Source organism: Bacillus sp. NPDC077411, assembly GCF_044543425.1.
Lineage (GTDB): Bacteria > Bacillota > Bacilli > Bacillales > Bacillaceae_G > Bacillus_A > Bacillus_A bruguierae.
On record NZ_JBITWA010000030.1, the window covers coordinates 26,065 to 50,732 of the forward strand.

24 protein-coding genes and 2 tRNA genes are annotated in these 24,668 nt (G+C 37.1%); all 26 read left to right on the forward strand.

Annotated elements, in window-relative coordinates:
- The first annotated feature begins 77 nt into the window (after window positions 1-77).
- A complete protein-coding gene (gene spoVT, locus ACIGHG_RS23805) occupies window positions 78-614 on the forward strand; it encodes a stage V sporulation protein T (protein WP_336474503.1) in 537 nt (178 codons plus the stop codon).
- A 237-nt stretch (window positions 615-851) separates the two neighbouring features.
- Entirely contained in the window at window positions 852-2,453 is a 1,602-nt protein-coding gene (locus ACIGHG_RS23810) for a putative polysaccharide biosynthesis protein (RefSeq protein WP_336474504.1), read from the forward strand.
- Between the two features lie 11 nt (window positions 2,454-2,464).
- Window positions 2,465-3,928, forward strand: a complete 1,464-nt coding sequence (gene yabN, locus ACIGHG_RS23815; RefSeq protein ID WP_396550901.1) for a bifunctional methyltransferase/pyrophosphohydrolase YabN — start codon at window positions 2,465-2,467, stop codon at window positions 3,926-3,928.
- A gap of 12 nt (window positions 3,929-3,940) precedes the next feature.
- Entirely contained in the window at window positions 3,941-4,222 is a 282-nt protein-coding gene (locus tag ACIGHG_RS23820; protein ID WP_090918134.1) for an RNA-binding S4 domain-containing protein, read from the forward strand.
- Between the two features lie 72 nt (window positions 4,223-4,294).
- Complete coding sequence (yabP, locus tag ACIGHG_RS23825) at window positions 4,295-4,585, forward strand: sporulation protein YabP (RefSeq protein WP_396550916.1); 291 nt, start codon at window positions 4,295-4,297, stop codon at window positions 4,583-4,585.
- Entirely contained in the window at window positions 4,582-5,235 is a 654-nt protein-coding gene (yabQ, locus tag ACIGHG_RS23830; protein WP_336474506.1) for a spore cortex biosynthesis protein YabQ, read from the forward strand. Before yabP ends, yabQ begins: the two co-directional genes overlap by 4 nt.
- A complete protein-coding gene (locus tag ACIGHG_RS23835; protein ID WP_336474507.1) occupies window positions 5,232-5,591 on the forward strand; it encodes an FtsB family cell division protein in 360 nt (119 codons plus the stop codon). Before yabQ ends, ACIGHG_RS23835 begins: the two co-directional genes overlap by 4 nt.
- An 87-nt stretch (window positions 5,592-5,678) precedes the next feature.
- Window positions 5,679-6,137 (forward strand): S1 domain-containing RNA-binding protein, encoded by a 459-nt coding sequence (locus tag ACIGHG_RS23840; protein ID WP_336474508.1) that lies wholly within the window; start codon window positions 5,679-5,681, stop codon window positions 6,135-6,137.
- Window positions 6,138-6,304: 167 nt separating this feature from the next.
- Window positions 6,305-6,378: transfer RNA gene (locus ACIGHG_RS23845), tRNA-Met, on the forward strand.
- Between the two features lie 11 nt (window positions 6,379-6,389).
- Window positions 6,390-6,461: transfer RNA gene (locus tag ACIGHG_RS23850), tRNA-Glu, on the forward strand.
- 326 nt (window positions 6,462-6,787) lie between these two features.
- The gene (gene spoIIE, locus ACIGHG_RS23855) at window positions 6,788-9,265 is read left to right on the forward strand and encodes a stage II sporulation protein E (protein ID WP_336474509.1); all 2,478 of its coding nucleotides are present in this window, start codon (window positions 6,788-6,790) and stop codon (window positions 9,263-9,265) included.
- 350 nt (window positions 9,266-9,615) lie between these two features.
- Window positions 9,616-11,046, forward strand: coding sequence for a tRNA lysidine(34) synthetase TilS (gene tilS / locus ACIGHG_RS23860; protein WP_336474510.1), 1,431 nt, complete (start codon window positions 9,616-9,618; stop codon window positions 11,044-11,046).
- Window positions 11,043-11,585 carry a hypoxanthine phosphoribosyltransferase gene (hpt, locus tag ACIGHG_RS23865; protein ID WP_336474511.1) on the forward strand — a complete coding sequence of 181 codons (543 nt, stop codon included), beginning with the start codon at window positions 11,043-11,045 and terminating at the stop codon, window positions 11,583-11,585. Before tilS ends, hpt begins: the two co-directional genes overlap by 4 nt.
- Window positions 11,586-11,672: 87 nt before the next feature.
- Window positions 11,673-13,592: an ATP-dependent zinc metalloprotease FtsH gene (gene ftsH, locus ACIGHG_RS23870; protein WP_396550906.1), complete on the forward strand. Its 1,920-nt coding sequence runs from the start codon at window positions 11,673-11,675 to the stop codon at window positions 13,590-13,592.
- A gap of 482 nt (window positions 13,593-14,074) precedes the next feature.
- Window positions 14,075-14,863 (forward strand): type III pantothenate kinase, encoded by a 789-nt coding sequence (locus ACIGHG_RS23875; protein WP_336474513.1) that lies wholly within the window; start codon window positions 14,075-14,077, stop codon window positions 14,861-14,863.
- Window positions 14,864-14,869: 6 nt separating this feature from the next.
- Entirely contained in the window at window positions 14,870-15,745 is an 876-nt protein-coding gene (gene hslO, locus ACIGHG_RS23880; protein ID WP_336474514.1) for an Hsp33 family molecular chaperone HslO, read from the forward strand.
- Window positions 15,746-15,861: 116 nt separating this feature from the next.
- Complete coding sequence (cysK, locus tag ACIGHG_RS23885; RefSeq protein WP_090918152.1) at window positions 15,862-16,785, forward strand: cysteine synthase A; 924 nt, start codon at window positions 15,862-15,864, stop codon at window positions 16,783-16,785.
- 191 nt (window positions 16,786-16,976) lie between these two features.
- Window positions 16,977-18,374: an anthranilate synthase component I gene (gene trpE, locus ACIGHG_RS23890; RefSeq protein WP_336474515.1), complete on the forward strand. Its 1,398-nt coding sequence runs from the start codon at window positions 16,977-16,979 to the stop codon at window positions 18,372-18,374.
- 5 nt (window positions 18,375-18,379) lie between these two features.
- Window positions 18,380-18,967 (forward strand): aminodeoxychorismate/anthranilate synthase component II, encoded by a 588-nt coding sequence (gene pabA / locus ACIGHG_RS23895; protein ID WP_336474516.1) that lies wholly within the window; start codon window positions 18,380-18,382, stop codon window positions 18,965-18,967.
- Window positions 18,961-19,818: an aminodeoxychorismate lyase gene (gene pabC / locus ACIGHG_RS23900; RefSeq protein WP_396550909.1), complete on the forward strand. Its 858-nt coding sequence runs from the start codon at window positions 18,961-18,963 to the stop codon at window positions 19,816-19,818. Before pabA ends, pabC begins: the two co-directional genes overlap by 7 nt.
- Window positions 19,808-20,641, forward strand: coding sequence for a dihydropteroate synthase (gene folP, locus ACIGHG_RS23905; RefSeq protein WP_396550918.1), 834 nt, complete (start codon window positions 19,808-19,810; stop codon window positions 20,639-20,641). The genes pabC and folP overlap by 11 nt, the downstream gene beginning before the upstream one ends.
- A gap of 5 nt (window positions 20,642-20,646) precedes the next feature.
- Window positions 20,647-21,009, forward strand: a complete 363-nt coding sequence (gene folB / locus ACIGHG_RS23910; protein WP_020062127.1) for a dihydroneopterin aldolase — start codon at window positions 20,647-20,649, stop codon at window positions 21,007-21,009.
- Window positions 21,006-21,521 (forward strand): 2-amino-4-hydroxy-6-hydroxymethyldihydropteridine diphosphokinase, encoded by a 516-nt coding sequence (gene folK, locus ACIGHG_RS23915; protein WP_336474519.1) that lies wholly within the window; start codon window positions 21,006-21,008, stop codon window positions 21,519-21,521. Before folB ends, folK begins: the two co-directional genes overlap by 4 nt.
- Window positions 21,473-21,676, forward strand: coding sequence for a helix-turn-helix domain-containing protein (locus ACIGHG_RS23920; RefSeq protein ID WP_090918164.1), 204 nt, complete (start codon window positions 21,473-21,475; stop codon window positions 21,674-21,676). The genes folK and ACIGHG_RS23920 overlap by 49 nt, the downstream gene beginning before the upstream one ends.
- 23 nt (window positions 21,677-21,699) lie before the next feature.
- Window positions 21,700-22,698: a tRNA dihydrouridine synthase DusB gene (gene dusB / locus ACIGHG_RS23925; RefSeq protein ID WP_396550912.1), complete on the forward strand. Its 999-nt coding sequence runs from the start codon at window positions 21,700-21,702 to the stop codon at window positions 22,696-22,698.
- A gap of 165 nt (window positions 22,699-22,863) precedes the next feature.
- Window positions 22,864-24,363 carry a lysine--tRNA ligase gene (lysS, locus tag ACIGHG_RS23930; protein ID WP_396550914.1) on the forward strand — a complete coding sequence of 500 codons (1,500 nt, stop codon included), beginning with the start codon at window positions 22,864-22,866 and terminating at the stop codon, window positions 24,361-24,363.
- Window positions 24,364-24,668: the final 305 nt, after the last annotated feature.

Genomic DNA, 24,668 nt, shown 5'->3' on the forward strand with positions numbered 1-24,668 from the left:
CTTAATAGTTGGTGGTTTTTACATGAACAGGTAAAAGCACCACTTTTATCATCAGTAGAAAGTGAGGCAGCATTAGAATGAAAGCAACTGGAATTGTACGTCGAATTGATGATTTAGGAAGGGTTGTTATCCCGAAAGAAATTCGCAGAACTCTCCGTATTCGGGAAGGTGACCCGTTAGAAATTTTTGTTGATCGCGATGGAGAAGTTATTTTAAAGAAATATTCTCCAATTAGTGAATTAGGTGATTTTGCTAAGGAATATGCAGATGCTCTATATGATAGTTTAGGACATAACGTACTTGTTTGTGACCGCGATTCAATTATCGCTGTCGCTGGCGTGTCAAAAAAAGAATACTTAAATAAAAGCGTTGGGGATTTAGTTGAGAAAGCAATGGAAGAACGCAAATCAGTTGTCATGACAGATGAAAGTGAAATTTCTATTATCGATGGAGTGGCTGAAAAGGTACAATCTTATACAATCGGTCCAATTATTGCAAATGGCGATCCGATTGGAGCTGTTATTATTTTTTCAAAAGAAGGAATCATTAGTGATGTAGAACATAAAGCCGTGGAAACAGCAGCAAGCTTCCTAGCAAAACAAATGGAACAATAAAGCTTAGCTAACCATCAGTGAGTGTTTTTTTTCACTGATGGTTAACTGATCCCACCTGTGTTTCTACGGGCGGTTAAGCTTCGTGATACACCGCAATGTACCGTGGAATTATATATCTATGTAAAGGTAGCATTTTGCTACCTTTTTTATATGATCACATTGAAAGTCGAAAGCTGTTTTTTTCTTTGTGATATAATACGTAGGATGAGTATAGAAAAAAAGGGAGATTGCATGGTTATGGAGACGAAGAAGTACCACGCTTTTTGGCGCGGAGCAATTATATTAACAATTGCGAGCTTTGTTACAAAAGTATTAAGCGCCTTTTACCGTATTCCATATCAAAATATAGCTGGTGATATTGGTTTTTATATTTATCAGCAAATTTACCCGTTTTACGGGTTTTGTTTAATTTTAGCGACATATGGTTTTCCAATCATTATTTCAAAAATGATTGCAGAACGTTTAGAGCGAGGAGAACGGAAAGAAGCAGAGGCCATTATATGTATTTCTTTTTGGTTTTTATTAGCTATTGGGATCATAGGATGTAGTGTATTATTTTTCGGTGCACATACAATTGCATCTTTAATGGGGGATGCTAATTTAGAAAAGCTAATTTGTGTTATTGCATTTTCTTTTTTATTAATGCCATTTCTTTCGGTAGCACGAGGTTATTTTCAAGGGTTTGGAAATATGATACCAACAGCTGTATCACAGGTAATAGAACAAACGATTCGCGTATCCATTATCGTATTCTTGTCATTATTCCTTATAAAAAAAGGGGTTGATTTATATACGGTGGGAGCAGGTGCTATGTTTGGCTCTATAGCAGGTGGTTTTATTGGTGTGATTGTATTGCTGTTTTATTTGCGAAAGGACTTTTGTTCTATTTTTCTGCAAAGCTTGAAAGGTATTTCAAATAAAAAGACCATTATTCGTACGTTGTTTTGGCAAGGGATTGCGATTTGTGTTAGTAACTTAGTGTTAATTTTTATACAAATGGCAGATTCTATTTCACTTTATAGCTTACTTGTTCAGAATGGAGAACCGGTAGAAATAGCAAAGATGTTAAAGGGTGTATATGATCGCAGTATTCCTCTTATGCAGCTTGGGACGGTCGTGACAACATCGTTTTCACTTTCTTTAATCCCAATGATTACAGCTGCAAAAGAGAGAGGAGATCAAGTGTTCATTCGCGAAAAAATACAGCTAGCAATTAAAATTACATTTGTAATTGGACTTGCTGCATCACTAGGACTCGCGAGTATCATTCGTCCAACAAATATTATGCTATTTGCAAATGGCAACGGCTCTGTTGTGCTGGGAATTTTAGCTGTTTCTATTCTGTTTAGTTCATTAGCAATTACAACTGCATCTATTTTGCAAGGGTTAGGACAAACCGTAAAACCAGCCTTGTTTGTTGTAATTGGCGCATGTGTGAAATTGTTACTAAATTATATGTTTGTTCCGTATTTTGGTGTAATTGGTGCAGCTGTTGCAACTGTGATTGCGTTGTTGTGTATTGCTATATTGAATAGTGTATTACTGATTCAAGTTGTTAATGAGCCACTTATACAGAAAAAACCCATTGTAGGTGTAACAATCGGAGCATTAAGTATGGTGTTAGTGCTTGCTGGATTTATGTATATGTTTGAGAGGTTTGGATTACAAGCTAACGAGGCGCATAGAGGATTGGCCGCGATTCAAGCGTTACTGTGTGTCGGTGTTGGTGGTTTACTATACGTATTTTTAATTTTAAAGCTACAAGTATTTACAGCGCAGGAACTTGGGGCGGTTATGAAACATGAAAAAGTACAAACTTCGCTGAAGAAGAGTGGATAGAGGTGGGCATTATGAAAAGAACAATTACGATTGTAGGATTAGGAGCTGGTGAATTAGATCAGCTTACAATGGGTGTATATCGAAAAGTGAAAGAAGCAGCACATATGTATGTTCGAACAAAAGAGCACCCAGTTATAGAAGAACTCGAGAAAGAAGGTGTATTATACACATCTTTTGATGCTATATATGAAGCATATGATACATTTGAAGAAGTGTATGAAACAATTTCTAATACATTGATTCAAAAAGCTAAGGAGACAGATATTTTATATGCAGTTCCGGGTCATCCGCTCGTGGCAGAACGTACTGTACAACTTTTACTACAAAAAGGAGAAAAAGAGAATATTGTTGTGCGCGTCGAGGGTGGGCAAAGCTTTTTAGACCCAATGTTTGCAAGTTTGAAAATTGATCCAATTGAAGGATTTCAATTGATTGATGCGACGTCATTTGAAAGAGGACAATTAGAGCTTCGTCAGCACTTGATTTTCTGCCAAGTGTATGATGCATTTATTGCATCTGAGGTCAAACTAACATTAATGGAAATGCTTCCGGATGATTATGAAATATATATTGTGACTGCGGCTGGAACATCATTTGAACAAGTGAAGAAAGTGCCGCTCTATTTATTAGATCATGAGGCAGAGCTTAATAATTTAACGAGTGTGTATGTGCCGCCAGTGTTAAATCGACAATCATTATATCAAGAATTTGATGTATTACGCGGTATTATCGCAGAACTACGCGGACCAAACGGATGCCCGTGGGATAAAAAACAAACGCACCAAACGTTAAAGAAATATTTAATTGAAGAAGCATATGAAGTATTAGAGGCTATCGATGAGGAGGATGACGATCACCTTATTGAAGAACTTGGTGATGTGCTCTTGCAAGTTATGCTTCATGCACAAATTGGTGAAGATGAAGGTTGGTTCTCGATTGACGATGTCATTCACACGTTGTCTGAAAAAATGGTACGCCGTCATCCTCACGTATTCGGAGATGTTAGTGTAGAGACCGCTGATGATGTTGTTACGAATTGGGAAGAAATTAAGAAACAAGAAAAAGGAAATATAAAAGAGTCTATCTTATCAGGTATTCCGAAGAGTTTACCACAGTTAATGCGTGCTTATGAAATTCAAAAAGAGGCAGCGAAGGTTGGATTTGATTGGGATAATGTCAAGCCAATGATGGAAAAAGTAGATGAGGAATGGGAAGAGTTTCAACGTGAAGTGATAGCTATGGATGAAGAGAAAATGTTGGCGGAATTTGGTGATTTGGTATTTGCATTTGTAAATATTGCTCGCTATTATAAAATCAATCCAGAAGAAGCGCTTCATAAGACAAATGAAAAATTTATGAGCCGTTTTTTATATATGGAAGCAAGGGTTGCTAGTATAGAGAAGGAAATGAAAGATCTTTCTTTAAAAGAGCTCGATGCATTATGGGAAGAAGCAAAGCGAATAGAGAATGAATAAGGGGGAGTCGTTATGCGTTTAGATAAATTTTTAAAAGTTTCTCGTCTTATCAAAAGAAGAACACTAGCAAAAGAAGTTGCAGATCAAGGTCGAATTATGATTAATGGTCAAGCTGCGAAAGCAAGCTCGACTGTAAAGGTAGAAGATGAATTAACGATTCGTTTTGGTCAAAAAGTTGTTACGGTAAAAATTAATGAATTAAAAGAAACGACAAAAAAAGAAGATGCTGCAAACTTATATACTGTTGTTCGTGAAGAGAAAGTTGAAGTAAAAGCGGAAGATAGCTTGTTCTAAATAATTTTGTCCCCTCATACATTGATACTAGTATAAAGTTATGGGGGGATGGACGTGAACAAAGGATATTCAATGTCGTCTTCTAATCAACAAAATGTTACTGTAGAACATGATATCGTAATGAAAGGAAGACGTGTTCTTGATATTACAGGAGTCAAGCAAGTAGAAAGTTTTGATAGTGAAGAATTTTTGTTAGAAACAGTTATGGGCTTTTTAACGATACGCGGTCAAAATCTACAAATGAAAAACCTTGATGTTGAAAAAGGGCTTGTGTCCATTAAAGGGAAAATATATGAGATGGCTTACATTGACGAGCATCAAGGGGAGAAAGCTAAAGGATTCTTTAGCAAGTTGTTTAAATGAGCTTAACGGTTCAATTATATACAATGCTTTCAATGATTGGGATGGGCGCTTCGCTTGGAGCAGCTTTAGATACATATCACCGTTTTTTGAAGCGCGGGGAGCGAAAGCGTTGGCTCGTATTTATTTATGATATTTTATTTTGGATTGGCCAAGCTCTCGCTGTGTTCTATGTATTGTTACTTGTAAATGAAGCAGAGTTACGTATGTATGTATTTTTAGCATTACTTTGTGGTTTTGCAGCATATCAAAGTTTGTTAAAGTCATTGTACATGAAAGTATTAAACCTTTTAATTTACATTTTTGTTCAAACATTTTATTTTTGTGTTCGTGTTGTCCAATTATTTATTGTTAAGCCAATTACGATTTTGATTCATTTAATTATAGCATTTGTGCTATTTTTATTTCGTCTTTTAATTGGAATTGGAACCGGTTTATGGAAAGTTATTATAGCAATATTACGTTTAGTATGGAAAATTACTTTCATCCCTGTTCGATTTGTTTGCCTTGTTATATGGAAACCTCTCCCTAATCATGTTAAAATTTTTATAAAGAGACAAGCAGGACTTTTGAAATATTTCAAGAAAATGAAGAAGCATATATTCCTAATTTGGGAACTTATAAAAAAGAAGTTAGGGGGACCTCGGAAATGAGGGAACTGAAGCAAAGGTATGTACTAGAACAGAATCCAAAGTCTGTTAAAGAACATATAATACAATCGAACGGAAGCAGAAGACGCATTTATCGTCGATTAGCTTTATTTTTTGCTTTTGCTTTTATAGTTATTGTAAGTCTCAGTGTGACGTTCTATAAACAAAATAGTACGATTAACGCTAAAGAAGCAAAAGTAAAAGAACTGGAAAAAGAAACAAATGTGCTAACGACGAAAGGAAAGCAGTTGAAAGATGAAATCCAAAAATTACATGATGAGAATTATGTTTTAGAGATTGCTAGAAGAGATTATTACTTTTCAAAGCCCGAGGAGATAATTTTTCCCATTTCTAAGTAGTAGGTGTTGTATTGACACTATATTTTAAGATTATATATAATGAAGTAAAATTTGACTTTTTAACCACTAAGGAGGAGCGTTTTTTTTATGTCAATTGAGGTAGGCAGCAAGTTACAAGGTAAAGTAACAGGTATTACGAATTTTGGGGCTTTTGTAGAGCTGCCAGAAGGATTAACTGGTCTTGTTCATATTAGTGAAGTTGCAGATAATTATGTGAAAGATATTAATGATCACTTAAAAGTAGGCGATCAAGTAGAAGTAAAAGTTATTAATGTTGAGAAAGACGGCAAAATTGGTTTATCTATTAAAAAAGCGAAAGAACGTGAAAAAACAGAAGGTGAACAACGTGATAATCAACGCGCTGGACGTCCTGGGCGTAATCGCTCTTTTAACAGAGACAATCGCGGTGGCGGTGACAACCGTAACCAAAAAGAAACATTTGAGCAAAAGATGGCTCGCTTTTTAAAAGACAGTGAAGATCGTTTAACTTCTTTAAAGCGTAATACGGAGTCAAAACGTGGCGGCCGTGGCGCTCGTCGCGGGTAAAACTTGCTGTTTATTTTAAAATAAAGAGAAGCACCCAGAGTGTTCACTCAGGGTGCTTTTTTTATGGCGAAAACAGCATATAGAAAAAACAATAAAAAATATTTAAAAACATGTTGACTTTGAATGCTATTTAAGATAATATACTAATTGTCCGTTAAATACGACATGGCGGTGTAGCTCAGCTGGCTAGAGCGTACGGTTCATACCCGTGAGGTCGGGGGTTCGATCCCCTCCGCCGCTATATATTTTAACGGCCCGTTGGTCAAGTGGTTAAGACACCGCCCTTTCACGGCGGTAACACGGGTTCGAATCCCGTACGGGTCATCATTGGAAAAGATCATGCATAATTTGCATGATCTTTTTTTGTTCCATTATTTGTGGGCAGTTATCCCAATTGATGAAAAAATGAGGGAAGTTTCACTTTATGTTAAGGATTTGTAAAGTTATGCGCTTCTTCTACAAAAACAACTAATATTTTTTGAATATTCAATAATCAGTTAAGGGATTTACGTGTAACTCTGTATATATATGATGTTATTTTGTATAAAAAGTCGAACAATTATTGTGCTGCCAACTGTTATTTTGACAAAAACTCCGCGAAGTACATTTTATAATTACAAGTAATAAAATGTGCAGGTGGTGTTCAAAATATGCCAAGAGCAGGAAGGAATACTGTCAATCCAAATTCTGGTGCGCTTGCTATAGGTTGTGGGCAAATGACAGCTGAAAAGTGGACAAGCAAATTGAGGATGAAATTGGAACAAATTTTCTTTCGTTGGGGATTTGTGGTTGCGTTAGTTGGTTTTCTTTTAGGACGAGCATATATTTTAACGAACATTTTACCGTTTGCTTTGCCGTTTTTCGCTGCTGTATATGTGATGAAACGTGATAAAATGGCTCTTGCGTTCCTCGCTTTAATGGCAGGCGCGTTTTCGGTTTCATTAGAAAATCTATTCTTTGCCTTTGCATCTATATTTACATTCTTCATCTATAATATTTTCTTTAGTCGTTTTACAAATAAGACGATTGGGCTTGTCCCGTTCCAAGTATTTATTTCTGCATTAACAGCCCATCTTATCGTTGTTTATTTTGCACAAGAAACCATTGGTATGTATGATTTGCTTGTTAGTACAATTGAAGCAGGGTTAAGCTTCGTATTAACAATGATTTTCTTGCAAAGTGCCCCTCTTTTAATGGAACGAAAAGGAAAACAACAATCATTAGAAACAGAAGAAATTGTTTGCTTAATTATATTGCTAGCATCTGTATTAACGGGTACAACAGATTGGTTTGTTTATGATTTATCAGTTCAGCATATTTTTACGAGATATTTAGTATTAATATTCGCGTTTGTGGCAGGAGCGGCAACAGGTTCTACTGTGGGTGTTGTAACGGGTCTAATTTTAAGTTTAGCAAATGTAGCGAGTTTATATCAATTAAGTTTACTGGCGTTTTCTGGATTGTTAGGCGGCTTACTAAAAGAAGGGAAACGGATAGGGGTAAGTTTAGGTTTATTAATTGGAACAAGTTTAATTACATTATACGTAGATAAACAAACAAGTATTGTAATGACGCTATTAGAGTCGGTAGTGGCGATTACATTGTTTTTATTAACACCTAAGTTCATCGTTGAACGTCTTTCTAAGTATATGCCAGGAACACAAGAGCATTCTAATGATCAACAACAATATTTGAGAAGAATGCGTGATGTAACGGCAAATAAAATTAATCAGTTTGCAAATGTGTTTGAAGCATTGTCTAATAGCTTTTCTATATATGGATATGTAGAAGATGAGGATCAGGACACAGAGACGGATTTGTTTTTAAGTACAATTACCGCTAAGACATGTCAGACGTGCTTTAAGAAGGATCAGTGTTGGGTTGTGAATTTTGATAAAACGTACGACTATATGAAGCAACTTATGAACGAAACAGAGGAAGGTACATTACAAAGTAATCGTAAATTGCTCCGTGATTTTGAAAAATACTGCGTGAGAGGAGCGAAAGTAACAGGTTTAATAGAAGATGAATTAGGATACTTTTATGAGGGACAAAAGTTAAGGAAGCAAATGCGTGATAATCGTAAAATTGTTGCTGAGCAACTTATGGGTGTTTCGAAAGTAATGGCAGATTTCTCGAAAGAAATTCAAAAGGAAAGAGAGAATCATCAAGTACAAGAGGAACAAATTTTACAGGCATTTCGTGATTTTGGTGTAGAGATTGGACATGTTGATATTTATTGTTTAGATCGAGGGAACGTTGATATTGAAATGATGATTCCTGCTGCATGTAATCAGTACGGGGAATGTGAAAAGCTCGTTGCTCCAATGCTGTCTGATATTTTACATGAAACAGTTGTTGTGAAACATGAAGAACAATCAGCGTATCCAAATGGTTACAGTACAGTATCCTTTGGTTCAGCTAAAACATTTTCTGTAGATACAGGCCTTGCTACAGCAGCTAAAGGAGGGGGATTTGTATCTGGTGATTCCTATGCCATGATGGAATTAAGTGTGGGGAAATATGCGCTTGCTATTAGTGATGGGATGGGGAATGGGAGACGGGCACATATGGAAAGTAAAGAGACGGTGAAGTTGTTGCAAAAAATATTGCAATCAGGTATTGATGAGGAAATTGCAATTAAATCCATCAATTCAATTCTCTCGCTGCGGACAACGGAAGAAATGTTTACAACATTAGATTTAGCGATGATTGATTTGCGTGATGCAAATGCTAAGTTTTTAAAGATTGGTTCTACACCAAGTTTTGTAAAGCGTGGCAATCAGGTATTTAAAATAGAAGCGAGTAATTTACCAATGGGGATTATTGAAGACTTTGAAGTGGATGTTGTTGGCGAACAATTAAAATCTGGTGATATTTTAATCATGATGAGCGATGGGATTTTTGAAGGTGCGAAACATGTAGAGAATCATGAAGTGTGGATGAAACGGAAGATTAAAGAATTAGAAACGGAAGATCCACAAGAGATTGCTGATATTATTATGGAAGATGTTATTCGTACTGATAATGGATATATCAATGATGACATGACAATTGTTGTAGCGAAAGTAAAAAAGAATATGCCGAAATGGGCTACGATTCCTATTGTTAGTAAACAGGCGCAATAAAATGAAACTTCCATCATCAGGGGGGCTTTATTTTCCCCTGATGAAAATTGTGGATAGTTATTTTCTACATGCCTCTTTTCGTTTCTTACAATTTTGAGAAGCGAAAACATTAATAGCTTACTGTTCTTTTGATTTAAAAGAGGAAAGTATCAGGGCTCAGGGATATACTTGAGGCCTGTTTGTTATATATGTATATTTACTTTTGTTTATTTCTGCATGCAAAGAAAAAATTCGTATGTAAGATAAATTGTGGAATTTATACATCTTTGTTTTGCAGAAAGCTTGTAAAAGTTGTACCATTATATCAATGGTATGCTATCGTTTTAGCTCAATGAAAGGTGATTGCAGCATTGAAAGATGAATTTGTTAAAAAGGTAGATGCTTTTGTAGAAAGGCATAATTTATTAGAAGCGCATTCTACGGTTATTGTTGGTGTATCAGGAGGGCCTGATTCTTTAGCGCTTTTCTTCTATTTGTTAGAGAAGCGTGAAGAGAAAAAATTGCAAATTGTAGTAGCACATGTTGACCATATGTTTCGTGGTGAGGAATCACAGGAAGATTTACAATTTGTAAAAAACTTGTGTGAAAATCTTAATGTTATCTGTGAAACAATACAAATTGATGTGACGCAGTATCAAAAACAAAATCAAATGAGTGCACAAGTTGCAGCGAGAGAATGCCGATATGCATTTTTGGAAAGAATAATGAGAAAATATAATGCACAGTATGTAGCTCTTGGTCATCATGGTGACGATCAAATTGAGACGGTTTTAATGCGTCTTGTGCGTGGAAGTACTTCGAAAGGCTATGCTGGAATTCTTGCGAAACGCGCTTTCGATAAAGGTTTTTTGATTCGGCCTTTGTTAGCAGTAACGAAAGCAGAGGTTCTTGATTATTGTAAGAGAAAGGATGTTGTCCCTCGTATTGACCCTAGTAATACAAAAGAAACTTATACAAGGAATCGATTACGGAAACATGTTCTTCCTCATTTAAAACGGGAAAATCCAAATGTTCATGAGCGTTTTCAAGCTTTTAGCAAGTTTATGCAAGAGGATGAAGCGTATTTGCAGGAATTAGCTTTTGAAAAAATGAATAAAGTAATTAAGGAAAAAGACACAAAAAGAGTTGTCTTATCAATTCCTGTATTTGAATCTATGCCTATACCTTTACAAAGGAGAGGGATTCAACTAATATTAAACTATCTTTATGAATATAAAATTCCATCTTCGCTTTCTTCTGTACATATTGACAAGGTGATCGAGTTTTTCAAACGAACTCATCCTTCTGGTATGCTTCAGTTCCCGAATGGATTGGAGATTGTTCGTACATACGAAGAATGTAAATTTCGGTTTAGGGAAGAAAAAAATGCTTTCGCTCCTCATGTTTTACAAGTGCCTGGAAAGGTAACATTAGTAAATGGTGATGAGTTTGTAGTAGAGATTAGCGATTGTGTCCCTAGTATGGTGAATGAGATGATGTTTGTTGCAAAACATAATGAAATAACATCGCCACTTACTGTTCGTCCGAGAGAAAACGGCGATCGAATGTCAATTCAAGGTATGAATGGTACGAAGAAGATAAAGTCTATTTTTATTGAGGCGAAAGTACCGAAGGAAAAAAGAGCAGACTGGCCAATTGTTTGTGATGCGAGTGGGAATATTATTTGGGTTCCATTGTTGAAAAGATCTGCATTTGCTATTTCGCAAGAAACAGTAGATAAGGATACATATATTATTATTCATTACAAAAGCAAGGAGTCTTCCAGGAGGATAATGAAATGATGAATCAAGATATTGAAAAGGTATTAATTTCTGAAGAGCAAATACAAGAAAAAGTAAGAGAGTTAGGTGCAATTCTTGCAGAGGATTATAAAAACACAGTACCTCTTGCAATCGGTGTACTAAAAGGTGCAATGCCATTTATGGCAGACTTATTAAAACGAACAGATACATATCTTGAAATGGATTTTATGGCTGTATCTAGCTACGGTCATTCTACTGTTTCAACTGGTGAAGTAAAAATTTTAAAAGACCTAGATACTTCTGTAGAGGGACGCGACATTTTAATCGTAGAAGATATTATCGACAGCGGTCTTACATTAAGCTACTTAGTAGACTTATTTAAATATCGTAAAGCAAAATCTGTGAAGATTGTAACGTTATTAGATAAGCCAACTGGCCGAAAAGTTGATCTTAAAGCAGACTATGTTGGGTTTACTGTTCCACACGAATTTGTTGTGGGGTATGGATTAGACTATAAGGAACAATATCGTAACCTTCCTTATGTTGGTGTATTAAAACCGAGCGTATATTCCAATTAATAATATTAAGCATAACAATTGGATAGGAAAGTTTTTCTATGTTACTATTTACTATTATAGTTTGTATGCTGTGAGAGGAGGTTAGGGATGAATCGGATGTTCCGTAATACCATCTTTTATTTACTTATATTTGTAGCGGTAATTGGTATTGTGAGCTATTTTAATGGTTCACAGCAAAAAACAACACCAATTAGCTACGATAAATTCATTGCTAAACTTGAAAAGGGTGAGGTTCGTAATGTACAACTTCAACCGAAAAATGGTGTATTTGAAGTAAAGGGGCAACTGAGTACTGAGAGTCAGGAAAAACAGTTTGTAACTTATGCCCCTAACACTGAAGAATTACAAAAGAAAATTAATGACAAAGCACAAGGTACAGAAGTGAAATATCAACCAGCAGAAGAAACAAGTGCTTGGGTAACATTCTTCACTTCCATCATTCCTTTTGTAATTATCTTCATTTTATTCTTCTTCCTACTTAACCAAGCGCAAGGCGGCGGTAGCCGTGTTATGAACTTCGGTAAAAGTAAAGCGAAGTTATACAATGATGATAAGAAAAAGGTTCGTTTTAGAGATGTAGCTGGAGCGGATGAAGAAAAGCAAGAGCTTGTTGAGGTTGTAGAATTCTTAAAAGACCCTCGTAAGTTTGCAGAGATTGGTGCTCGTATTCCAAAGGGTGTTTTATTAGTTGGACCTCCAGGGACAGGTAAAACATTACTTGCACGTGCTGTTGCAGGTGAGGCTGGCGTTCCATTCTTCTCTATTAGTGGTTCTGATTTTGTAGAGATGTTCGTTGGTGTCGGTGCTTCTCGTGTACGTGACTTATTTGAAAATGCAAAGAAAAACGCACCTTGTATCATTTTCATTGATGAAATTGATGCGGTAGGTCGTCAGCGTGGGGCAGGTCTTGGTGGTGGTCACGATGAGCGTGAGCAAACATTAAACCAATTGCTTGTAGAAATGGATGGTTTCGGAGCTAATGAAGGTATTATTATCGTTGCTGCAACAAACCGACCTGATATTCTTGACCCAGCGTTATTACGTCCAGGACGCTTTGACCGTCAAATTACAGTGGACCGTCCAGATGTAAATGGTCGTGAGGCAGTGCTTAAAGTACATGCGCGCAATAAACCGTTAGATGAAAATGTTAATTTACGTGCTATTGCAACGCGTACACCAGGGTTCTCTGGTGCTGATCTTGAAAACTTATTAAATGAAGCAGCTCTTGTAGCGGCGAGACAAGATAAGAAGAAGATCGATATGAGTGATATTGATGAAGCAACGGATCGCGTTATTGCAGGTCCAGCTAAGAAAAGTCGTGTTATCTCTGAGAAAGAACGTAATATCGTTGCATTCCATGAGGCAGGGCATACTGTAATTGGGGTAGTACTTGATGAGGCGGATATTGTTCATAAAGTAACGATTGTGCCGCGCGGTCAAGCTGGTGGATATGCAGTAATGCTTCCAAAAGAAGATCGTTACTTCATGACAAAGCCAGAATTGCTTGATAAAATTACGGGTCTACTTGGTGGACGAGTGGCTGAAGAAATTGTATTTGGAGAAGTAAGTACAGGAGCTCATAATGACTTCCAACGTGCGACTGGAATAGCTAGACGCATGGTAACTGAGTTTGGTATGAGTGATAAGCTTGGACCAATGCAATTCGGTAGCTCACAAGGCGGTCAAGTGTTCTTAGGAAGAGACTTCCATTCTGAGCAAAACTATAGTGATGCAATTGCACATGAAATTGATATGGAAATGCAAAGCATTATGAAAGAATGTTATGCTCGTGCAAAACAACTTCTTACTGAAAACCGTGATAAGCTTGATATTATCGCAAATACGTTGCTTGAAGTAGAAACGTTAGATGCAGAGCAAATCAATCATTTATGTGAATATGGTACATTACCGGAGCGTAAAACATCTTCTGAAAGTGATGTAAAGGTAAACATCACAACGAAAAAAGAAGATGAAGTGCCAGAAGATAAAGAAGAACCGAAGGAGTGACAATTGTCGCTCCTTTTTTCTTTATGATGTAACTGGACTTAAACATTGAAAAAAGGAAATGGATTTTTGTAAAATGATGAGGATAGGAAAGCTGAACAGGTGTATAAATATGGTATGATGAGGTTGTAAAGTAAAACTTCTAGCAGCGGGATAAAGTGAAACTTTAATCAGTGGGGGTTTTCTTTATCCCCCACTGATTATTAGCCCTTACCAATCGGGCTTTTACGGGCAGTTGTCCCACACCTATCTTCTTTAGAAAAGCGGAAGCGGCTCACCCAGAATCGCAGGACGCCCACGCGCGCGACAGAGAGGCGCTTTTTGCCTCGGCCGAGGGAGCGAAACGACCGGAGATTCTAGCCGCTAGATCTGGACAATGCTTTTCTCTGAATCATGAGGTGGGGGGGTCTTACTGCCCGCGAATAGCGGGATAAATTTTGTACATATTGCACAAATATACATTAAATAAGATAAGTGGTGAGAATATGATTTTTGTATTGGATGTAGGGAATACAAATGCGGTACTTGGTGTGTTTGAAAATGGTAAACTTCTTCAGCATTGGCGTATGGAAACAGATCGTCATAAAACAGAAGATGAATATGGGATGCTCGTAAAACAATTACTTGAACATGAAGGAATTAGTTTTCATGATATAAAAGGAATTATTATTTCTTCTGTTGTACCACCTATTATGTTTGCTTTAGAGCGTATGTGTGAGAAGTATTTTAAAATTAAGCCTCTTGTAGTTGGACCTGGAATTAAAACGGGCTTAAATATTAAGTATGAGAATCCGCGTGAAGTGGGGGCCGATCGTATTGTAAATGCGGTAGCTGGTATTCAGTTATACGGAAGTCCTCTTATTATTGTCGACTTTGGAACAGCAACTACATATTGTTATATTAACGAGAATAAGCATTATATGGGTGGGGTAATTACACCTGGCATTATGATTTCGGCAGAAGCATTATACAGTAGAGCGGCAAAGCTTCCTCGTATTGAAATTACAAGACCAAGTAGTGTCATTGGAAAGAATACAGTAAGTGCAATGCAGGCGGGTATTTTATATGGTTATGTTGGACAAGTAGAAGGTATTGTAAAGCGAATGAAAGAGGAAGCTAAACAAGAACCGACTGTTATTGCAACAGGTGGGTTAGCAAAGTTAATTGCAGAGGAATCGAAAGTTATTGATATTGTCGATCCGTTTTTAACGCTTAAAGGTTTATATATGTTATATGAGCGAAATGCGAATTTACAACAAGAGAAAGGTGAATAAATGAAAATGAAAGATTATTTGGTAAAAGCGCTAGCGTTTAATGGAGAAGTGCGTGCCTATAGTGTTCACACAACAAATACAGTGAGTGAAGCACAAAGACGTCATGATACATGGAGAACTGCTTCTGCAGCACTTGGTCGTTCTTTAACAGCAGGTACAATGATGGGTGCAATGCTTAAGGGGGATCAGAAGCTTACAATTAAGGTAGAGGGTAATGGTCCTCTTGGTCCAATTTTAGTAGATGCACATGCGAATGGGGATGTACGTGGTTATGTAACGAATCCGCATGTTGATTTTGAAGCGACGGAGCAAGGGAAACTGCGCGTATATGAAGCTGTAGGGACGGAAGGATTTTTAACAATTATTAAAGATATTGGTATGCGTGAGCCATTTATTGGTCAAGTTCCGCTTGTTTCAGGTGAGTTAGGAGAAGATTTCACGTATTATTTTGCTGTTTCTGAGCAAACACCTTCTTCTGTTGGTGTTGGAGTTCTTGTTAATGGTGATGACAGTATTTTAGCTGCAGGTGGATTTGTTTTACAAATCATGCCTGATGCACAAGAAGAGACAATTTCGGTTCTTGAAGAGCGCCTGCAAAAAATCCCACCTGTTTCTAAGCTTATTGAACAAGGTCTAACTCCTGAAGAGCTACTATATGAGTTGTTAGGAAAGGAAAATGTGAAAATTTTAGAGACAATGGATGTACAATTTAATTGTACATGTTCTCGTGAGCGTATTGAAGGCGTATTAATAAGCTTAGGAAAAACTGAATTAACGCAAGTGCGTGATGAAGAAGAAGAGACAGAAGTACATTGTCATTTTTGTAATGAACGATATAACTTTTCTAAAGAAGATATAACAAAATTAATAGAAAGTTTGTAAGGAAGAAAAAGGTTATTTGTCTATTTTGAATCATCTAAATAGATTGACAAATAACCTTCTTTTTGACAAAATGTACATAAATCCAATGAAAATACTTGGTGTTAGGAGTGACGGAGATGCGAGTGGCACAATCAATTTCAGAATTAATCGGAAAAACGCCGATTGTTAAATTAAACCGCATTGCAGAAGAGGGTAGTGCAGATATTTATTTGAAATTAGAGTTCATGAACCCTGGAAGCAGTGTAAAAGACCGTATTGCTTTAGCGATGATTGAAGTTGCTGAGAAACAAGGATTATTAAAAGAAGGCGATACGATTATTGAGCCGACAAGTGGAAACACAGGAATTGGTTTAGCAATGGTTGCGGCGGCCAAAGGGTATAAAGCAATTTTGGTTATGCCGGAAACGATGAGTATTGAACGTCGTAATTTATTGCGTGCTTATGGAGCAGAATTAGTGTTGACGCCAGGATCAGAAGGGATGGGCGGGGCAATTCGTAAGGCAACAGAGTTATCGAAAGAACATGGATACTTTATGCCTCAACAGTTCCAAAATGACGCAAATCCAGAAATTCATCGTTTAACTACAGGTCCGGAAATTGTTGAGCAGATGGGTGATCAATTAGATGCATTCATTTCAGGTGTTGGTACAGGTGGAACAATTACAGGTGCCGGCGAAGTATTAAAAGAGAAGTATAAAGATATCAAAATATATGCCGTAGAGCCTTCTGATTCACCGGTATTATCAGGCGGCAAACCGGGTCCTCATAAAATTCAAGGTATCGGTGCTGGATTTGTTCCTGGAACGTTAGATACAGATGTATATGATGAAGTTATTCAAGTAAAAGCAGAACAAGCATTTGAATATGCAAGAAAAGTAGCGCGCGAAGAAGGAATTTTAGTTGGTATTTCATCTGGAGCAGCTATTTATGCAGCGACAGAAGTTGCAAAAAAACTTGGGAAAGGCAAGAAAGTACTTGTCATCATTCCGAGTAATGGTGAGCGTTATTTAAGTACACCACTTTATCAGTTTGAATCATAAGTTTTAATATATGGAAAGCATTCCTCCAGAAAGGGATGCTTTTTCTTTTTTCGCTTGGAAATAGGAAAAGAGTGAACGACTAGAAAACTTCATGTAAAATAAGTGTTAGTTGAACTAAATCGGGTTTCTGCGGACGGTTCAATATTTTTAACCGATCGTTAGAACAGGATAAAATAAGACGAGGTGTTTATATGCAGCGACGAAAATCTTTAGCTATTTCAGTTCCGTATCAGTTGGACTTTTTTAAACAATATAAGTTCCTTTCGCAAAACAAACCTCATCATATCATTTTAGAAAGTGGCCGCGGGGGACGTTATAGTATTGTTGGACTTGATCCTGTAGCGATTGTTCGTGGGAAAGATGAAACACTACATATATGGGAAAATGGAGAGGATACAATAGAAAAGGGGAATCCATTGCACCTAATGCAACAGTATATGGAACAATGGAAAACAGAACATAATGATGCGTATCCGCCGTTTCAAGGTGGCGCAATTGGTTATTTCAGTTATGATTGTATCCGCTATATTGAGAAAATACCTTCTCTTGCAGAAGATGATGTAAATGTACCAGATATATTTTTCTTATTGTTTGATGATGTATTTGTTTATGATCAGAAAGAACAAATGTTATGGATTATTACGCATTATACAAATGATGAGAAGCAAGCGAAGTGGCATTTAAATGAATTAAAAGAGCTTTGGTTACAGGATGTGCCGGAAGTGACAATGAAGTTTATTAGACCTGAAACAAATAAAGAAGCAGTTTCCTTTACAGAAACAGGGTTTGTTGAAGCGGTTGGGCAAATTCAGGATTATATTAGCGCAGGAGATGTATTTCAAGTCAACTTGTCTACAAGGCAAGAAAAAACATTGCAAACGCATCCGCTGGAAGTTTATACGAAGCTTCGTGAAATTAATCCTTCTCCATACATGGGTTATTTAGAACTTGGAGATTTTCAAATTGTAAGTGCCTCACCAGAGTTATTAATTAAAAAGCAAGGTAATGAAGTAAGTACACGTCCAATTGCAGGTACACGCTCTCGCGGGAAAGATGAACAAGAAGACCAAAGGCTTGCAAAAGAGTTAATTGAAAATGAAAAAGAGTGTGCAGAACATGTTATGCTTGTTGATTTAGAGAGAAATGACTTAGGACGTGTTTGTGAGTATGGAACAGTAGAAGTGGACGAATTTATGGTAATTGAAAAATATTCCCACGTTATGCACATTGTTTCGAATGTACGCGGGGAATTGCAGCAAGGGAAAGATGCTTTTGATGGTGTGAAGGCTGTATTTCCGGGTGGGACGATTACCGGAGCGCCGAAAATTCGGACGATGGAAATTATTGAAGAGCTAGAACCAGTTCGCCGTGGTATTTATACAGGTTCAATCGGTTGGATTGGTTATTCGGGAGATATGGAATTAAATATTGTCATTCGTACGTTGCTTGCGAAAGATGGACAAGCGTATGTACAGGCAGGAGCAGGAATTGTTATTGATTCTAATCCGGAAAATGAGTATAAAGAGTCGTTAAAGAAGGCAATAGCATTATGGCGTGCGAAAGAAAGTAGCGAAGAAACGGTTAGGTGAGAGAAATGATATTAATGATTGATAATTATGATTCCTTTACGTTTAATTTAGTGCAATTTCTCGGAGAGCTAGGACAAGAACTTATCGTCGAACGTAACGATGAAATTACAATTGAAGATATTGAACAAATGCAGCCTGATTTCTTAATGATTTCTCCTGGACCGTGTAGTCCGAATGAAGCAGGGATTAGTATGGATGTGATTCGTCATTTTGCAGGGAAAATCCCGATTTTTGGTGTTTGTTTAGGGCATCAATCTATTGCTCAAGTATTTGGAGGGGATGTTGTTCGTGCGGAGCGTTTGATGCACGGGAAAACGTCCTTAATGCATCATGATGAGAAAACAATCTTTGTTGATATTCCAAGTCCATTTACGGCAACGCGTTACCATTCTTTAATTGTAAAAAAAGAAACATTACCAGAGTGTTTGGAAGTAACATCTTGGACAGAGGAAGGAGAGATTATGGCGCTTCGTCATAAAACATTACCAATTGAAGGTGTACAATTCCATCCAGAATCTATTATGACTTCCCATGGTAAGGAATTGCTGCAAAACTTCATCCGTCATTACAACCGGAGTACTTCTGTATGTTAATTTATGTGAACGGTTCATTTGTAGAGGCGAGTGAAGCTAAAATTTCTCCTTATGATCATGGATATTTATATGGTCTTGGTGTATTTGAAACGTTCCGTATTTACAACGAGCACCCTTTCTTATTAGATGATCATTATGAGCGGCTTATGACCGCTCTTTCGTCATTACATATTGCGTGGAAAATGACAAAAGAAGATGTAAAGAGCATTTTAAAAGAGTTAATGGTAAGAAATCATTTGCAAAATGCGTATGTTCGTTTTAACGTGTCTGCAGGTAGCGGAGAGATTGGCTTGCAGACAGATATGTATGAAGAGCCTTCTGTTATTGTTTTTATAAAACCTTTATCGGCTCCTAGTGATGTAGTAGAAAAAGAAGGAGTCATTTTAAGACAAACACGCAATACACCAGAAGGGGAGTTTCGTTTAAAGTCACATCATTATTTAAATAATATTTTGGGGAAACGTGAGATTGGGAATACAACTTCGAAAGAAGGAATTTTTCTTACAAAAGAAGGGTATGTTGCGGAAGGGATTGTTTCGAACCTTTTTTTTGTGAAAAATGACATATTGTATACACCGTCACTACAAACTGGGATTTTAAATGGGATTACTCGTGCTTTTATATTAGCAGCTGCTGAAACATTGGGGGTCAAGGTAAGAGAGGGATTATTCTTACAGAAAGAGTTACTTGCAGCTGATGAAGTATTTGTTACGAATTCTATTCAGGAAATTGTCCCGATTTGGTGCATTGGAGAAGTGCATTTCCCGGGTAAAGAAGGATTAATTACAACTAAGTTTTTGCGTGTATATGAAACGTATCGTGAAAAGCTTTGGAGCAGAAATGAATTGTGAAAAGGAGATGTCTAATATGCAGTGCGGTGAATATACATTGAATTTAAATGAAAAGACATTCATTATGGGGATTTTGAATGTTACACCTGACTCTTTTTCTGATGGTGGTAATTATAATGAAGTGGAAGCAGCTGTCCGTCATGCAAAAGAGATGGTGATGAACGGTGCGCATATTATTGATATTGGCGGAGAGTCTACGCGTCCTGGTTTTGCTAAAGTATCAGAAGAAGAAGAATTACAACGTGTTTTACCGATGGTTCGAGCTGTATCGCAAGCAGTAGATGTTCCTATATCTATTGATACATACAAAGCGGAGGTTGCAAAACAAGCTATTGAAGCAGGAGCATGTATTATTAACGATGTTTGGGGAGCGAAAGCAGAACCGGAAATTGCGAAGGTAGCCGCTCATTACAATGTACCAATTATTTTGATGCATAACCGTGATAATACAAATTATCGAAATTTGATGGCCGATATGGTTGCTGACCTGTATGAAAGTATTACAATTGCGAAACGTGCAGGTGTACGTGATGAGAATATTATTTTAGATCCAGGTATAGGATTTGCAAAAACATTTGAGCAAAATTTAGAAGTAATGCGAAATCTAGAGCAGTTGAAAGTATTGGGATATCCACTTCTTCTTGGAACCTCTCGAAAATCATTTATTGGTCATGCTTTAGATTTACCAGTAGAAGAACGCTTAGAAGGAACTGGTGCAACGGTTTGTCTTGGTATTCAAAAAGGTTGTGAAATTGTACGCGTTCATGATGTGAAAGAGATGTCCCGCATGGCGAAGATGATGGACGTTATGTTGAGGGGGTAAATAGTTTGGATAAAATTTTTGTTCATGATATGGAGTTTTACGGTTATCATGGTGTATTCCCTGAAGAAAATAAGCTGGGGCAGCGATTTAAAGTGGATCTAACGGTAGAGCTAGATTTAAAGCGAGCGGGAATGAGTGATAACTTAGAGCATTCCGTGAATTACGGAGAGTTATATGAGTTATGTAGATGTGTTGTAGAAGAGAAAACGTATAAGCTTGTAGAAAGTATTGCAGAAAATATTGCAGCGGATATATTAGAACGTTACGATTGTATTATGAATTGTATTGTAAAAGTTATTAAACCAGATCCGCCAATTCCGGGACATTACCGTGCGGTGGCGGTTGAGATTGAGAGAGGGCGTTCATGAATAATGTAGTTTATATTGCTTTAGGTTCGAATATGGATGAGCGCTATATGTATTTATCACAAGCGATAGAGCTGTTGGGTGCGCATCCAGCTATTGAAATTGAGGATGTATCATCTGTTTATGAAACGGATCCGGTTGGGTTTACAGAACAAGATCGTTTTTTAAATTTAGTTATAAAAATTTCTACCAATTTATTGCCTCAAGAATTATTGATGGTGACACAAAAAGTGGAGAATGGGTTAGGAAGAAAAAGGGAAATCAAATGGGGACCTCGTACCATTGACCTTGACATATTGCTCTATAATCACGAAAATATTGAAGCAGAGAATCTTATTGTTCCGCATCCGCGGATGTTTGAAAGAGCTTTTGTTATCGTTCCGTTGATGGAGATTAATCAAGAAATTAACCGAAACATTTCACGTTCACAAGTAGAAGAAATGAAAAGGCGAGAGGGAGTAACGGTATGGAAGCAGAGAAATGGGGAAGACGCATTCGCGCTTTTCGTAAATTAAAAGGCTATACACAAGAGGGATTCGCGAAAGAATTAGGGGTATCTGTATCTGTTTTAGGTGAAGTTGAGAGGGGAAATCGAGTTCCGTCTCGGGATTTTGTTGTAGAGGTTGCAAAAACGTTAAAAGTTTCAATAGAAGAATTAATGCCGAAGTAGGGATACCGAAGGGAGGCAATCGAGTGTTAAAGATTGCAAACATTGAAATGAAAAATCCGGTTGTGCTAGCGCCAATGGCAGGAGTATGTAACTCTGCATTTCGTTTAACGGTGAAAGAATTTGGTGCGGGATTAGTATGTGCGGAAATGGTAAGTGATAAGGCGATTTTGTTTAACAATCAAAAAACGTTAGATATGTTATATATTGATGAGAGAGAAAAACCATTAAGCCTGCAAATTTTTGGCGGAGAAAAAGAAACGCTTGTAGAGGCTGCGAAATATGTAGATAAAAATACAACAGCGGATATTATCGATATTAATATGGGATGTCCGGTGCCGAAAATCACAAAATGTGATGCAGGTGCAAAGTGGCTGCTTAATCCAAATAAAGTGTACGAAATGGTAGCAGCGGTAGTAGATGCAGTTGAGAAGCCAGTAACGGTAAAGATGCGTATCGGTTGGGATGAAGATCATATTTTTGCGATTGAAAATGCTCAGGCAGTTGAACGTGCAGGCGGTCAAGCAATTGCTGTTCATGGTCGTACTCGTGTTCAAATGTATGAAGGAAAAGCGGATTGGAATATTATTAAGCAAGTAAAACAAGCTGTCAATATTCCTGTTATCGGAAATGGTGATGTAGAAACGCCGCAAGATGCTAAGCGCATGTTAGATGAAATTGGTGTAGATGGTGTAATGATTGGGCGTGCGGCACTTGGTGATCCGTGGATGATTTACCGCACAGTGAAATATTTAGAAACGGGTGAATTAATGCCGGAGCCATCTGTGCGCGAAAAAATTGATGTATGTATGTTGCATTTAGATCGTCTCATTGATTTGAAAAATGAAAACATCGCAGTTCGAGAAATGCGCAAACATGCGGCGTGGTACTTAAAAGGTGTTCGTGGTAACGCTATAGTGCGCAATGAAATTAATAGTTGTAATACACGTGCCGATCTTGCGTCGTTATTGACATCATTTGTAGAAGAAGTAGAAGCGAAACAAAAATCTATTCAAGTTGGATAATGGTAAGTAATAGAAGGGGTGTTTGACATTCCGGTTTTTACTACCTATAATTACGTCTAAGAAATAAGAACTGCCAGCGCGTTGCTGGCAGTTTTTCTAGTTGGATAGAAAATGATATACTATATATATTGTAAATTTTAATAGAGCTGGAGTGATATCAATACCATGGATAACATGAACCACGAAGAATTAAATGACCAATTGCTCGTTCGTCGCGAGAAGCTACATAACTTACGTGAACAAGGAATCGATCCATTTGGTAAACGTTTTGAACGTACGCATTCAACGAAAGAATTGTTAAGTTTGTATGGAGAACTTTCTAAAGAAGAGTTAGAAGAGAAAGAAATCTCTGTTTCAATTGCTGGTCGTATTATGACAAAGCGCGGTAAAGGGAAAGCGGGATTTGCGCATATCCAAGATTTACATGGCCAAGTTCAAATTTATGTTCGCAAAGATACAGTTGGTGATGAGCAGTATGGACTGTTTAATACAGCTGACTTAGGTGACCTAGTAGGAATTGAAGGGAAAGTATTTAAAACAAAAGTTGGAGAACTTTCAGTTAAAGCAACTGGTTTTACTCTACTAACAAAATCTCTTCGTCCACTTCCTGATAAATATCATGGACTAAAAGATGTTGAACAACGTTACCGTCAACGTTACTTAGATTTAATTACGAGCATGGAAAGTCGTGAAGCGTTTGTAACTCGTAGTAAAATCATCCGTGAGATGAGAAGATATTTAGATAACAATGGTTATCTAGAGGTAGAAACGCCAATGTTGCATGCAATTGCAGGCGGAGCATCTGCGCGTCCGTTTATTACGCATCACAATGCGTTAGATATGGAATTCTATATGCGTATTGCAATTGAGTTGCATTTAAAACGCCTAATTGTAGGTGGATTAGAGAAAGTATACGAAATTGGTCGCGTATTCCGTAATGAAGGTGTATCAACTCGTCATAACCCTGAATTTACGATGATTGAATTATATGAAGCGTATGCAGATTATAAAGATATTATGAAGTTAACAGAAAACATGGTTGCTCATATCGCAAAAGAAGTTTTAGGTACAACGACGATTCCGTATGGTGAATATGAAATTAATTTAGAGCCAGAGTGGACAAGACTGCACATGGTAGATGCAATCAAACAATACTCTGGAGCAGATTTCTGGAATCCAATGAGTGTAGAGGAAGCTCGTGCATTAGCGGAAGAGCATGGTGTAGAAATTAAAGATACAATGGAAGTTGGTCATATTATTAATGAGTTCTTCGAGCAAAAAGTAGAAGAGCATTTAATTCAACCTACATTTATTTATGGTCATCCGGTGGAAATTTCTCCTCTTGCGAAAAAGAATGAGGAAGATCCACGCTTTACAGATCGTTTTGAGTTATTTATTGTTGCTCGCGAACATGCGAATGCATTTACAGAATTAAATGATCCAATCGATCAAAAAGAACGTTTCGAAGCGCAGTTAAAAGAGCGTGAACAAGGTAATGATGAAGCGCACATGATGGATGATGATTATATTGAAGCACTTGAGTATGGTATGCCTCCTACAGGTGGGTTAGGAATCGGTATTGATCGTCTTGTTATGTTATTAACGAATGCGCCGTCTATTCGTGACATATTACTATTCCCTGCAATGAGACATAAACAAGACTAAGCTTTGGAGTCCTCTCCAAAGCTTTTCTTTTTCTATTATTTTATAAGGTGAAAAAAGTTATAAAAAACTATTGCATTTTAATTTATGAACTGGTATATTTATATTCGTTGTCACGAACGGCAACGAGGTTAACAACTTGGAAATAAAAAAAGTTGTTGACAGAGAAATAACGAAATGTTATATTGATAAAGTCGCTTTGAGCGGCAGATGAGTTCTTTGAAAACTGAACGAAACAAACAACGTGAAACGTCAATTTTTATTTATGATGCTAGACAAACACTTTATTGGAGAGTTTGATCCTGGCT